10 protein-coding genes are annotated in these 13,359 nt (G+C 49.4%); 4 read left to right on the plus strand and 6 right to left on the minus strand.

Features of this window, described 5'->3' with window-relative positions:
* Positions 1–5: 5 nt before the first annotated feature.
* From HAL07_RS04090 to gltS, 4 genes are read right to left on the minus strand one after another with little or no spacing between them, the layout of a single operon-like run.
* Complete coding sequence (locus tag HAL07_RS04090; RefSeq protein ID WP_053945202.1) at positions 6–2,429, minus strand: heavy metal translocating P-type ATPase; 2,424 nt, start codon at positions 2,427–2,429, stop codon at positions 6–8.
* Positions 2,386–3,093, minus strand: coding sequence for a tRNA1(Val) (adenine(37)-N6)-methyltransferase (locus HAL07_RS04095; RefSeq protein WP_053940917.1), 708 nt, complete (start codon positions 3,091–3,093; stop codon positions 2,386–2,388). Before HAL07_RS04095 ends, HAL07_RS04090 begins: the two co-directional genes overlap by 44 nt.
* Positions 3,090–4,103 carry a bifunctional diaminohydroxyphosphoribosylaminopyrimidine deaminase/5-amino-6-(5-phosphoribosylamino)uracil reductase RibD gene (ribD, locus tag HAL07_RS04100; RefSeq protein WP_238374483.1) on the minus strand — a complete coding sequence of 338 codons (1,014 nt, stop codon included), beginning with the start codon at positions 4,101–4,103 and terminating at the stop codon, positions 3,090–3,092. The genes HAL07_RS04095 and ribD overlap by 4 nt, the downstream gene beginning before the upstream one ends.
* Positions 4,104–4,120: 17 nt before the next feature.
* A complete protein-coding gene (gene gltS, locus HAL07_RS04105) occupies positions 4,121–5,365 on the minus strand; it encodes a sodium/glutamate symporter (protein ID WP_053945204.1) in 1,245 nt (414 codons plus the stop codon).
* Positions 5,366–5,455: 90 nt separating this feature from the next.
* Between gltS and HAL07_RS04110 the strand changes: the two genes are divergently transcribed.
* On the plus strand, positions 5,456–6,667 hold the full coding sequence (locus HAL07_RS04110) for a saccharopine dehydrogenase family protein (RefSeq protein ID WP_053945205.1): 1,212 nt from the start codon (positions 5,456–5,458) through the stop codon (positions 6,665–6,667).
* 14 nt (positions 6,668–6,681) lie between these two features.
* Here the strand turns inward: HAL07_RS04110 and HAL07_RS04115 are convergent, their stop codons facing one another.
* Complete coding sequence (locus HAL07_RS04115; protein ID WP_053945206.1) at positions 6,682–7,563, minus strand: glycosyltransferase family 25 protein; 882 nt, start codon at positions 7,561–7,563, stop codon at positions 6,682–6,684.
* Between the two features lie 86 nt (positions 7,564–7,649).
* Between HAL07_RS04115 and HAL07_RS08195 the strand changes: the two genes are divergently transcribed.
* The 3 genes from HAL07_RS08195 to ffh are packed head-to-tail and all read left to right on the plus strand — an operon-like array spanning position 7,650 to position 12,825.
* Positions 7,650–8,846 (plus strand): glycosyltransferase family 4 protein, encoded by a 1,197-nt coding sequence (locus HAL07_RS08195; RefSeq protein ID WP_053945207.1) that lies wholly within the window; start codon positions 7,650–7,652, stop codon positions 8,844–8,846.
* A gap of 44 nt (positions 8,847–8,890) precedes the next feature.
* On the plus strand, positions 8,891–11,485 hold the full coding sequence (locus tag HAL07_RS04125) for a valine--tRNA ligase (protein WP_053945208.1): 2,595 nt from the start codon (positions 8,891–8,893) through the stop codon (positions 11,483–11,485).
* Between the two features lie 2 nt (positions 11,486–11,487).
* Positions 11,488–12,825 (plus strand): signal recognition particle protein, encoded by a 1,338-nt coding sequence (ffh, locus tag HAL07_RS04130; protein WP_053945209.1) that lies wholly within the window; start codon positions 11,488–11,490, stop codon positions 12,823–12,825.
* A 72-nt stretch (positions 12,826–12,897) separates the two neighbouring features.
* Here ffh and HAL07_RS04135 read toward each other — a convergent pair whose 3' ends face one another.
* On the minus strand, positions 12,898–13,353 hold the full coding sequence (locus HAL07_RS04135; RefSeq protein ID WP_053945210.1) for a hypothetical protein: 456 nt from the start codon (positions 13,351–13,353) through the stop codon (positions 12,898–12,900).
* Positions 13,354–13,359: the final 6 nt, after the last annotated feature.

The following is a 13,359-nucleotide window of genomic DNA, read 5'->3' on the forward strand; positions in this document are numbered from 1 at the left end:
TTTATTTAAACCCGCAATCTAAAGCTGTTGGCGACCACGCACAGCGAGCTAAGACCCATGCCAAGCGCGGCTAAAAGGGGGGTTACAAGGCCACAAAGGGCTAGGGGGATGAGTAGGGCGTTGTAAAGCGCGCTGATGCCTAAATTTTGTTTCATGAGTTGGTGGGTGCGCTTGGCGATTTTAAAAGCATCTAACACCCCTTCTAGGCTGTTGTTTAAAAGTATCACATCGCTATAAAGCAGGCTCAAGTCATGCCCCTCGTGCATGCACATGGACACCTGACTTTTAGCCAAACTCGCCGCATCATTCATCCCATCGCCCACCATCACCACGACTTCTTTTTGTGCAAGGGCGTTTTGGATGTGCTCTAATTTTTCTTGTGGGCTTAAAGGGGCAAAACATGGCAAATCCAGCTCTTTAGCGATGGCAAAGACGCTAGGCGAGCCATCCCCGCTTAAAATGGCGATCTTTAACCCCATGGATTTTAAGCCCTGCACCACTTCTAGGGCTTGTGCTTTTAAGCGGGCTTGTAAGTTGAAACTCGCGGCCAATTGGTGATCCACGCTGTACGCAAAATCCGCTTTTAAATCCCCCACCGCCACGCCCTTACTTGCTAAATAGGCCACAGACCCCCCGTGCAAAAGATGCCCCTGATGGCGCGCTTCTAACCCCCCATTTTCTTGTTTCAAATCTTCGATCACAGCGGGCATAGCAGGCGGTGTCTGTTGTTGCAAAAACGCGCAAAGGCTTTTGGCAATGGGGTGTGTGTTGTGCCACAGCAGGCCCATAAGCCACGATAAATGATAGGGGGCGTGGGGGGTGTGGGTTTGCACCTTTAAAAGGCTGTCTGTGAGCGTGCCCGTTTTGTCTAAAAATAAAGTGCTCGCCTTGGCTAGGCTCTCAAGGCTGCTATTTTTTTTAAACAACACCCCCTTTTTAAAAGCAACATTGCTCCCTAAGACTAAAGCAATGGGCGTGGCCAAAGCAAAAGCGCAGGGGCAAGCGACCACCACCACGCTCATCGCCACAAAAAAGCCTTGAGAGACACTCGCAAAAAGAGCCCAAAAGCCAAAGCCAAGCCCCGCTAAAGCCAAAACAAACACGCTGAAATAACGGGCCAGTTTGTCCGCCCTCTCTTGGATTTGGGGCTTTTCTACAAAGCTTTTTTGCACGAGCTCCACCATTTGGCTTAAAAAAGAAGCCTTAAAGGGCGCGCGCACTTTGTAAGTGAAGGCTCCCGCAAGATTCACACAGCCAGAGAGCAACACCGCCCCTTTTTCTAAAGTGGTGGGCAAATTCTCCCCATTAAAAGCCTGAGTACTCACCTGGGCGCTGGCACTCTCTAGCACGCCATCTAAGGCCACGCATTCCCCGGGCAACACCTCTATCAGTGCGCCCACTTTGACATCTTTGGGGTCTTTTAGCACCCGTTTCACTTCTTTGCCTTCTGGCTCTAACACGGCCACTTGTAGGGGCAGGGCACTTTGCAGGCCATCTAGCAAAGCGTTAGCGCGGTGTTTGGCCTTAAGCTCTAAAAACTTAGAGATATAGACCAAAGTTATTAGCATGCTCACCGACTCAAAATAGGGGCGTGCCCCGCTAAAGGCGGCGTAAATGGAGTAAAGATACACCCCACAAGCCCCCACACTCACGCTCAAATCCATCCCCACCACCCCGTGTTTTAAGCCATAAAACGCCCCTTTTAAGAAAATTGCTCCCGTGATAAAAAGGGCCAAAGTGGCTAAAACCCACGAAGCCATGTGTAATTTAAACGCCATGGCAGTGTCCATGCCTGAAAAATAGCCCGCATAGTCGGCAATGGCGATAAACATGATATTCATGCTCGCAAACACCCCCACCACGAGGGCACTAAATGCCTTTTCTTGTTGCTTTTTGGCGTGGTTGTCTTGCACTCTTGGGTCGTAAATTTGGGCCTTGTAGCCAATGCAGGCAATGGCATCTAAGATTTTAGCGATGTTGGTTTCTTTGGGGTCAAAGCGCACAAACGCCCGCTGCGATGTGTAATTTGTTTGCACGCCATAAATCCCTTTTTGTTTTAAAAGCACATGCTCTATGAGCCACACACAGGCCGCACAATGGATACCATCAAGCAAAAGGGCCACTTCTAACAGCCCATTTTCTAGGGGAGTGGTGAATTTGTCTAAAAAGGCAGGGGAGCTGAAATGCTCTTGTTCGTGTGGTTTAAAGGGACTAATGGGTGCTAGGCGGTTTGCGCCCAGCTTGTCGTAGAAGCTCTCTAGTTGTAGAGAGTGCAAAAGCGTATAAACCTGTTTGCACCCCGCGCAACAGAAGACAAGCGGGGAGGTGTTTTCTTGCTCTAGGGTGATGGTTTCGCCCTTGCAGGGCAATTTGCAATGGGCGCAATTAGGCAAGGGAGGCCTTGATGCTGTGGGTTTTAAATTTCTCATAAATTAAGGCCACTTCAGGGGTGTTGTCTTGCTGGTCCTTGGAGTTGTGGGTGATTAAGGGCGGGGCTATCATTAGAGGGCTTTTGCTCGCTTTACGGGCGGCGCATATAACAAGGCTTGCCTTGTGGCTGTAAAAAGGATGCACGAAGCGCAAAAGCGTGGGTTTTAACTTTGCCCTTTGCAAGGCGGTAAGTAGGCTATCGGCTAGGCTGGCGTGGTAGCAGAGCACAAAATAGCCCTGTGGCTTTAAAAGCCGCGCAACTTTGGCGCAAAATTCTAACAAGGGCAAATAACTTTGGTTAGTGGCTTGTGCCTTTTGGGTGTGGGGGCTTTTTAGGCTGTCTTTGGGGTAGTAGGGGGGGTTTGAAAGCACCACACCATAGAAATTAGGCTCTAGAGGGCAAGTTAAAAAGTCGCTGTGATGCACTCTAGCATTAGGGACATTTTGGCAATTTAATTTAGCAAAAGTCGCCATTTCGCTGTCAATTTCTATCAAATCTAGCGGATTTGCAAACTGCCTAGCGCATAAAAGCCCCACCACCCCACAGCCCGCCCCCACATCTAAGAGCCTATCGCCCTTTTTGATAAAGGGCATCGCAAAATGGGCTAAAAACAAGCTTGCGCTGTTGTAGGCGTAGCCTTTTAGGGGTTGGTAAAATCTCATGCAAACCACGCCAAAATGTCTTGCCCCAGTCGTTGCGTGTGTAGGGGCGTGAAGCGTCTATTGAGGGCGGGGCGTGGGCCAAGGCTTAATGCTTCGCTCCCGCCAAGCGAGCTGTTGCGGTGGATTAAAAGCATGTCTATTTGCTCTTGCAGGCTCTCTAACAACACCCACCCCCCCTCGATCACATTAAAGTCTTGATCTAGAGGCAATTGCTCCACTTGATGGCAAATACGCACCTCGCGCCCCTTAGCGTTGAAAAGGGGGATTGTCCGATCAAAGCTGTGAGTACTTCTTGTTAAGATGACGACATTGCACAAGCCCTCATAGGGCGGGGTGGCAAAGCGGGTGTTTAAAGTGGGGCGATCTAGGCGCACACTTTGGCCCGAGATGATGAGATTTTTAGCCACGGTGCGCTGGTTGTGGGTAAAAATTTGACTCTCTTGCCCTGAAATTGCGCCCTGATAAGAGCCATCTAGCCTCGTGGCGATTTTAAAGAGGTTAAACACCCCCTTGCTCTCTAGGCATGTAAAGGGGATGAGTAAATCCTTGCAAGCTTTTTCAAGAACCCCGCTCAAAACTTCTATGCCCGCTTTTTTTAAACGATCGCATCCCCCCTTAGCTTTCAAGCTTGGCTCTAGTGCCCCGATGATGACCTTTTTAGGCCGCACTTGCTCTAAAAGGGAGGCGCAAGGCGGGGTCTTGCCAAAGTGGTTGCACGGCTCAAGGGTGACTAAGAGGGTGCAATCTTTAAAAAGCCCGGCGTGGTTTTTGGCTAAAAAGTTGTAGTTAGCCTCTTTGTCTAGGGGGTCTAGGCGAGCAGGGTAGGGTGTGGGGCTTAGGGCATTAAAGGCTTGTCTTAAGGCGAGCACTTCAGCGTGCGGGGTGTGGGCTTTGGCGTGCGCTTGCAAAGCTAAAACTTCGTTGTTGCCGCTTAAGACCATGCACGCCACGCTGGGGTTAGGCAGGGCTAAGGTTTGGCTCTGCCACGCGTGGTGGATGCAAGAGCGCATTAAAATCTCAAAGAGCATCAATAATGGAAAGGGAGAGCCAAAAACCCTTTAATGGTCAGGGCGTTGATGATATCCACAAAGAAAGCCCCCACTAAGGGCACGACAATGAAAGCGACATGGCTAGGGCCATAGTGGTTGGTGATGGTTTGCATATTCACCATCGCCGTAGGGGTTGCACCTAGCCCAAAGCCACAATGTCCGGCACTTAGCACCGCTGCATCGTAGCTCTTGCCACAAACCCTAAAAGTAACAAACACGCTATAAAGGATCATCACCACAACTTGCACGGTGAGGATAATCGCGATGGGTAAAGCCAAATTCACAAGCTCCATTAAGTTGATGCTCATCAAGGCAAAGGCCAAGAATAGACTTAGGCTGACATTGCCAATCACACCCACTTCTCGATCAAAGACCCTATGGATTCTGGCATAAGTCAAGACATTCCTTAACAACACGCCCACAAACAAGCACCACACAAAAGTTGGCAAGGTTGGCAAAGCAAAGCTGCCTAAATGCACGGATCTAGCGTGGTTAGCGATGAAAGTCCCCACTAAAAGCGCGATGCTGACTAATGCTAAACTCTCAATAAAACTATTTGCTGTGATCAAGCGTTCTTGTTTAGGGGTTTCAAAGACAAGCATGGGTCCATGCTCTCTTTGTTCTTTTTCTTGGTGGCTGGGCTCTAGGTGGTATTTTTTAATGAGATAATGCGCCACAGGCCCGCCGATGATCCCCCCGCTCACTAGCCCAAAGGTGGCGCACACGATGGAGACTTCTAAACTTTGAGAGAAGTTGTAAGGGGCCTGCGAGAATGTCGAAGACCACGCCGCACTCGTGCCATGCCCGCCTGTGAGCGAAATGGACCCCCCAAGCAGCCCCATTAAAGGATTCACCCCAATTAAACTAGCCACACCAACGCCCACTAAATCTTGCAAAATGACAAAGGCCCCCACGGCGATTAAAAACACCCCAAGCATTTTGCCCCCTTTTTTCAAGGATGCAAAGTCGGCACTCAAACCTATGGTGATGAAGAAAGTCAGCATTAAGGGCTCTTTGAGGCTGGAGTCTAGGACGAGCTTGAAGTTGTAGAAATGATGAGCGATCATGATCGCAAAGGCCACGATCACGCCCCCCACGACAGGTTCGGGGATATCGTAGTCTTTAAGAAACTTCACATGGCGGATCACAAACCGCCCCAAGAGCAGCACCCCCACCATACAAACTAAAGTCGCATAAATGTCTAGGCTAACCGTCCGGGTCATTGCACTTCCTACTTGGTTTAATTAAAGGGTAAAATATAACCTGTATAATAGCACATTCGCAAACCTAAAAATATTTGACAAAGGGGTAGGATGTCCGCAGTCTTACAAATTGGAGCCGGGGGAGTGGGCAGAGTGGTGGCGCACAAGCTCGCCCAAAACCGCCACTTGTTTAAAAAGGTAGTTTTGGCTAGCCGCACTCTATCTAAATGCCAAGCCATTGCCGACAGCATCAAAGCTAGGGGGCTGGGCGAGATCGTTTGCGAGCAGGTGGATGCTGACAGTGTACAAGAAGTGGTGGCGTTGATTGAAAAACACCAACCCAAGGTCGTGTTAAACATTGCCCTGCCCTACCAAGATTTGACCATCATGCAAGCTTGTTTGCAAACCAAGACCAACTATTTAGACACCGCCAATTACGAACACCCCAACCTCGCAAAGTTTGAATACAAGGAGCAATGGGCGTTTGATAAGGCCTACAAAGACGCGCAGATTTTTGCGCTCTTGGGCAGCGGCTTTGATCCGGGCGTTACCAATGTCTTTTGCGCCTACGCCCAAAAGCACCACTTTGACGAAATCTACAACATTGACATTTTAGACTGCAACGCAGGTACACACCCCTACCCCTTTGCCACCAACTTTAACCCAGAAATCAACTTAAGAGAAGTGAGCGCCAAGGGGCGTTATTACGAAAATGGGGCGTGGGTGGAAACCGCCCCCTTAGAGATCAAGCAAACTTGGGCGTACCCTGAGATTGGCGAGCGGGCTTCTTACTTGCTCTACCACGAGGAGTTGGAGTCTTTGGTTAAAAACATCAAGGGCTTGAAGCGCATCCGCTTTTTTATGACCTTTTCAGACGACTACCTCAATCATATGCGCTGTTTGGCTAATGTGGGCATGCTAGGCATTGAGCCCGTGCAAGTACCCTTGGCCGATGGCAAAACGGGTAAGGTTGTGCCGATTCAAATTTTAAAACAACTCTTGCCCGATCCTGCTTCTTTGGCGGGCAAGACCACAGGCAAGACCAACATTGGGTGCTACATCCACGGGACCAAAAACAAGAAAGAAAAACGGCTCTACATCTACAATGTTTGCGACCACCAAAAATGCTATGAAGAAGTCGGCGCGCAGGCCATCAGCTACACCACTGGCGTACCCGCTGTGGTGGGGGCGATGATGATTTGTAAGGGCATTTGGGGCGGGGAGAACTCTAAGGGTGTGTTTAATTTAGAACAACTCGACCCAGACCCTTTCTTAGAGGAATTGGCCAAACAAGGGCTCAAATACGAAGTGATCGAACGCTAGAGTCTTAGATGTCCTTATAGGGAGTCTAGGGCTTGGAAACGCTTTAAAAAGTGTCGGTAATAGCGTTGCCTACGCCAATCGTGGGCTTTGCTGACAAATAGCCGGCTTAAGCGTCTAAGCCTAGCTTTTTTATAGGTGCTCTCTCGCAAGCTAGAGTTTTCAGGAGTGAAGACGCTAGAGGTTAAATGGTGGGGGTTAAAACGCACACTCAGGGGGATGTAAGTGAGACTAGGGATTTGGTGCAAATGCACTCGATTTAAGAATTGATCCACAGGCTCGACAAAGTGCAGGCTAAAGCTGGCAAAGGCCTTAGCTGCCCTTGGGGTGAGGTAGTAGGCAGAAGTGCTATCAACTTCGTAGCTAGAGAGCATGAAATGCCCCTTAAGAAGGGTTTCTGTTTTGGGGTTTGTGGGGACAATTTGTGCCCCGTCTAAGTTGGCGATTTTGGCTTTTTCTGGCTGGGCTTTCCAAAAGTTGCCATACAGGCGCACAAAGTCAAAGGGGCTTTCTAGGCAATCAAGCAGGCTTTCATAAAAATTAGATTGCAAGTCAAAGTCGTCTTCTAGCACCACTAGGGGTTTGTTTTGTTTAATGCATTCGAGCCAAAGCATGTAATGGCTAGCGTAACAGCCCAACTCTTCAGGGAATAACTCCCGCCCCCAAATGTCTTGGTACCAATCGCTCTCGTTTAGCCACTCTTTAGCATAAGAGTGTTGGATTAAAGTGCTGTGGGGTAGGTCTGTCGCAAAATAGGCGCTGTGTTTGTCGATGGCATCAAAGATCGCAAAGTGCGGGCTTAGATTCTTGGGAGCGGGCGGAGGATCATTGACAATGGCCTCGCACAGCCCACGCCTTGCCGAATTTTTTAACGAAACAATGTAGATGTCTAGCTCCACTTAAAAAGCCTTAAGGGGGGATGAGCCTCTAGTCTAACTAACTTAAGTTTAAAACTTTTATAATGCCCATTTTTTAAAGGTTTAGCGTGCGTATCCTTTACACCACAGAGCAATATCCCCCGTGCCAAACGGGCGTGGCGCTGGCCGATTACGGCCTAAGCCTTGCTTTAGCACAGGCCGGGCACGAGGTCTTTGTCTGCACGGGCCAACACCCACAGGCCACACAAGAGGGGGAGATTGTGCGCCTTGAGAGCGGGAGGGTGTGTAAGGAGGCGGCACTTCTTGCGCCGCGTTTGTGGGTCTTGCGTTTTGATGTGGGCTGGGATTGGTCTAAAAGCCAACAGCCCATAGGCGCAGAGGTCAAGGATTATGTGGAGTTTGTGTTAAATTTTGATTGCGCGTTGTTGCTAAACTCAGGAATCATTGGCAAGTGGAATTGCGATCTTCTCTACCAAGTCTTGCCCCAAGCCAAAGCCAAAGTTAAATTCCTGCGCTCGCATGGGGAAAAAGAATTGATTGGTTTTAAATACTCCCTTAAAAGCCGCTTCAAAGACCTTTTAAGGTCATTGTGCACCGGGCGGCTGCAAAAACCCTATATGCTCTGGCTCAACCAAGAATTGCAACGATCTTTAAAGCACTACGATAAGGTTTTCTTTCTGCATGAAAACACGCACGGCTACGCCCCCTTAAAGCCCTTTTGCACACAAGTGGGGATTTTACCCAATGGGGTTTTTGCTAAGGACATCTGCCCGCCCAAAAATTTTAAACCCACTTTTCTTTTGAATGTGTCTAATTACTTTGTAAGCAAGGGGCAGGACTTCGTGTTAAAGGCTTATTATTTGAGCCAGACCTCCCTGCCCCTAAAGTTGATCGGTGCGCTGGAGGAGGGGCAGACCCTAGAAAAGCTAAAGGCCTTAAAGGCGCAACTAGACAAAGAGCATGGCAAAAAAGAAGTGGAGTTTCTTTATAAAATCCCTAGAGAGCAGATTTTACAAGCCTTTAAAGAGGCGTGTATTTTCTTGCATGCAAGCCACTTTGAGGCCTTCCCTATGGTGATTTTAGAATGCTTGCAATTTGCCACGCCCTTTGTTTGCACCGATGTAGGCAATGTCGCAAAGATTGCTCCCCATTTAATCGCCCACACGCCCCAAGAGATGGCAGATAAAATCGACACCTTGCTAAACGACCCCACGCACTACGCTGAGGTTTCTAAGGCTTTGCGAACAAGGGCGCAGGATTTTTGTTATGAAAACATCGCTAAGGGTTTGCTGACCCAATGTTAAGCCACTTCAAGCTAAAATAAAGCCAAAAACTCCCAAGGATTTTCATGAACTTCCCCCCCTTTGATAGCGCTCTAGAAAAGCATTATTATAAAATTTGGCAAAGTCGGGGTCATTTTGAAGTGGATGGCGACCATTCTAAGCCCCCTTTTTCGATCATGATGCCCCCGCCCAATGTAACGGGGCGCTTGCACATGGGGCACGCGCTCACACTCAGCTTACAAGACATTTTGGTGCGTTTTAAGCGCATGGACGGGTATCGGGTTTTATACCAACCGGGCTTGGATCACGCCGGCATTGCCACGCAAAATGTCGTGGAAAAGCAACTTTTAGCGCAGGGGGTGAAAAAGGAGCAAATCGGTAGAGAGGCGTTTATCCAAAAAGTTTGGGAGTGGAAAGAGGCTTGCGGGGGGCAGATTTTAGAGCAAATGCAAGAGCTGGGAGTCTCTTGCGCGTGGAGTCGCCTGCGCTTTAGCATGGACGCTGGGCTAGAAAAAGCGGTAAAAATCGCCTTTAAAGCGTGGTTTGATCAAGGGCTCATCGTGCAAGACACCTATATGATCAATTGGTGTTGCAAGGACGGGGCCTTAGCAGACATTGAGGTGGAGTATGAGGAGGAGTTAGGCAAGCTGTATTATTTGCGCTACCCTTTAGAGGCGGGCGGGGAGGTGGTGGTGGCGACCACCCGCCCCGAGACCTTCTTTGGCGATGTGGCGTTAATGGTGCATCCTGAAGATGAAAGATATAAACACCTCATCGGGCAAAACGCCTTATTGCCCTTGACACAGCGCCCTATCCCCATCATCGCCGATAGCTATGTGGATCCGAGCTTTGGGAGTGGGTGCGTGAAGGTTACCCCCGCGCACGATCTCAACGACTATGGCGTGGGAAAAAGGCATAACCTAACCCCCTTAGTGATTTTTAACGAACAAGGGGTCTTAAATACCCATGCTGGGGAATTTGCGGGGTTAGACAGACTAGAAGCCCGCCCCAAGATTGTAAAGGCACTGCAAGAGGGAGGCTACATTCAAGAAATCAAAGAGCACCCGCACCAAGTGGGCGTGTGTTACCGCTGTCATAATCCCATTGAGCCCTACATCTCTAAGCAGTGGTTTGTCAAACAAGAAGTCGCCAAAGGCTCCATAGAGAAAATGGCGCAAGGGCTAGCACAATTTTTCCCCCCGCACTGGCGCAATAACTACAATGCGTGGATGCAAGAGTTGCGCCCGTGGTGCATCAGTCGGCAACTTTGGTGGGGACATAGAATCCCCGTTTTCACGTGCGCTAACAAACACCAATTCGTGCCCCAAGACGCACCCACGCACTGCCCCACTTGTGGCGACACCAGCCTAGAGCAAGACCCCGATGTGCTCGACACTTGGTTTAGCTCGGGGCTGTGGGCGTTTAGCACGCTAGGCTTTGGGCAAGAGGGGCTAGAGGGTTTTGAGGGCGTGAAGTTTGGGGCTAACGATCTTAAAGATTTTTACCCAAATAGTGTGCTGGTTACGGGCTTTGATATTCTGTTTTTTTGGGTGGCACGCATGCTTTTGAGTGGGGAGAGTTTGCTAGGCGCGTTGCCCTTTAAGCACATTTACCTACACGCTTTGGTGCGGGATGAAAAGGGCGAAAAAATGAGTAAATCTAAGGGCAATGTGATCGACCCCTTAGAGCTCATTAAAACCTATGGGAGCGATTCGGTGCGTTTTGCGCTAGCGATGTTGTGCGTGCAGGGGCGGGATTTGTGCCTCAACCCTAAAGTGCTCGAGCAAGCCAAGCACTTTAGCCACAAACTCTACAACGCCGCCCTTTTCTTAAGCGCACAGACAGCGCAAAAAACCACAGGCTTTAGTACGAGCTTAGGGGCTTATGCCAAATCCCGCCTAAACGCCACAACTAAAGAAGTCCGCCATGCCCTAGAGCTTTACCGCTTCAACGATGCGGCCACCACGCTTTACCGCTTCTTTTGGGGGGAGTTTTGCGACTGGGTGCTGGAGTTTTCTAAGGCCTACAAAAACAGCCAAGAAGCCCCCCTAGTCTTTGGCGAGCTTGCCTCTGTGTTTCAAGGGGGTTTAAAACTCTTGCACCCCTTCATGCCCTTTATCAGCGAGTATTTGCACCAAAGCCTAGGTAAAAGCGCGCTAGAAAACAGCCCGTCTATCATGTTAAGCCCCTACCCCAAAGACACCACGCAAAACGCCACATTAGAAGCGCGCTTTAATCTAATGAAAGAGAGCATCACGGCTTTAAGGCGGCTTAAAATCTTGCTAAACGCCCCCCTTGAATCCGCCACCATTGAAAGCCCCACCCCCCTAGAGGTGGAGGATTTGCAATGCATCTCTAAACTTAGCAAAATCCCTAACATTTCCACAACGCAAAGCAAACCGCCTAAAGCCATTAGCGATCGAGGGGAGCTGGGCGTGGTGCACGTGAGCTTAGAGGGGGTGGATGTGAGTGGGCTTGTCAAACGGCTCAAGGCGCAATTAGAGAAATTGCAAAAAGAGCAAACGAAGTTGAATTTAGACAATCCGCAATTTTTGGCTAAAGCCCCCAAAGCTTTGCTAGAAAGCTTGCAAGAGCGCAACAAGACCTTATTAGAGAAACAAGCCCAAGTGCAAAAAGAACTTTTAATGCTAGAAGGATAAACATGTTTGACACCCTAACCCAATCTTTTAAAAACGCTTTAGGCAAAATCCGTTTTCAAGACGATTTAAAAGCCCTTGAAAAAGCCCTAGATGAGCTGAAAAAGGCGTTATTGCGTAATGATGTCCACCATAAAGTCGCCAGAGAATTAGTTAAAAACATCGAGGCAAAGACCAAGGCTAAGGGGATCGGCAAACAGCAATTCTTAGACGCTTTGCAAGAGAGTTTATTAGAGATTTTAAGCGTGCCGGGGGCGGCTAGTGGTTTTGTCTATGCCCCCACCCCGCCCACGATTGTGTTGATGTGTGGCTTGCAAGGGGGGGGCAAGACCACCACCTGTGCCAAGCTGGCAAATTATTTAAAAACCCGCAATAAAAAGGTGTTGTTGGTGGCGTGCGATTTGGAGAGGTTAGCCGCGATCGAGCAATTACAAGTCTTGGGGGCGCAAATCGGGGTAGAAGTCTTTCACAAAGCGGGGAGCGTGCTAGACATTGCCAAGGGGGCATTAGAGCGTGCCAAAGAGGGGCAGTTTGATGTGGTGCTTGTGGATAGTGCAGGGCGTTTGGCGATCGACAAGCCCTTAATGGACGAGCTTAAAGCCCTAAAAGACTTGCTAAAGCCCTTAGAAACTTTTTATGTGGCAGACGCACTAAGCGGACAAGACGGGGTGCGCTCGGCGCAGACCTTCCACACCGAGATAGGCATTAGCGGCGTGGTGTTAAGCAAGTTTGACAGCGACAGCAAGGGGGGCGTGGCGTTAGGCATCGCCCACCAGCTACAAATCCCCTTGCGCTTCATCGGGCATGGCGAGAAAATCCCCGATTTAGATATTTTCGTGCCTGAGCGAATCGCTAATCGCCTCATGGGGGCGGGCGACATTGTAAGCTTGGTGGAGAAAACCAGCAGCGTGATCGACCCCAAAGAGGCAAAAAACATTTCTAAAAAGCTCAAAAAGGGACAATTTGGCTTCACCGACTTTTTGGAGCAGTTAGAAAAAGTGAAAAAACTAGGCTCGATCAGCTCTTTGGTGTCGATGATCCCCGGGCTTAGTGGCGTGGCGGGAGCTCTTAAAGGCACAGATTTAGAAAACTCAGCCGAGATCAAAAGGATCAAGGCGATGGTTAATTCCATGACTGCCAAAGAGCGCGACAACCCCTCTTTGCTCAATGGCAGCCGTAAAAAGCGCATCGCTTTGGGCTCGGGGTTAGAAGTGGCAGAGATCAATCGGATTTTAAAACGATTCGATCAGGCCAGCCAGCTAGCCAAAAAATTAAGCTCCAAAGGAGGCGTGGCAAACTTGCTCCAAATGTTGCAACAAAACCAACCCCCCCAAAGGCATTAAAACGACTTTTTAGATTTTATCACTCGCGCCGTAAAGCCCCTAGCTTTAGCTATGGGGAGCATGTCAAGGGGGTTAATTGTTGATTAGGGCAGTGATTTTTTCCTCCAGTTTTACCATCGTCTGGAGTTGATCGACAATCTCGTGTAACAAAGGGACTAGGGGGGCTAACTGGGGGTCTTTTAACGCGCCTCGTAAAATCGTGCTATAGCCCTGAAACAGGCTTTCTAAATAGTAGCTAAATAAGGTTGTTTCTTTGGTGTAATAATCTTGCAGGATTTGGAACAACACCGTGCTTTCTTTGAGCAACTCTCTTGCGTGGGCAACCTCTGCGGCTTGGTCTGTGCGGCTTTGCATGCGGGCAATGGTGTGGTTGAGTTTGTCGTTAAAGAGGGCGATGTCCTCGCGCGCGCTCACTTGGTAAATTGCCATTTCGCGCACGGTGTCATCGATTGCCTGCAAAGAGAACTGGTGGGCAAAGAGCGGGGGAACAAAAAGAGTGATAAACGCCAAGGCGGACCACAAACGCATACAAAT

Source organism: Helicobacter ailurogastricus (assembly GCF_001282945.1).
Lineage (GTDB): Bacteria > Campylobacterota > Campylobacteria > Campylobacterales > Helicobacteraceae > Helicobacter > Helicobacter ailurogastricus.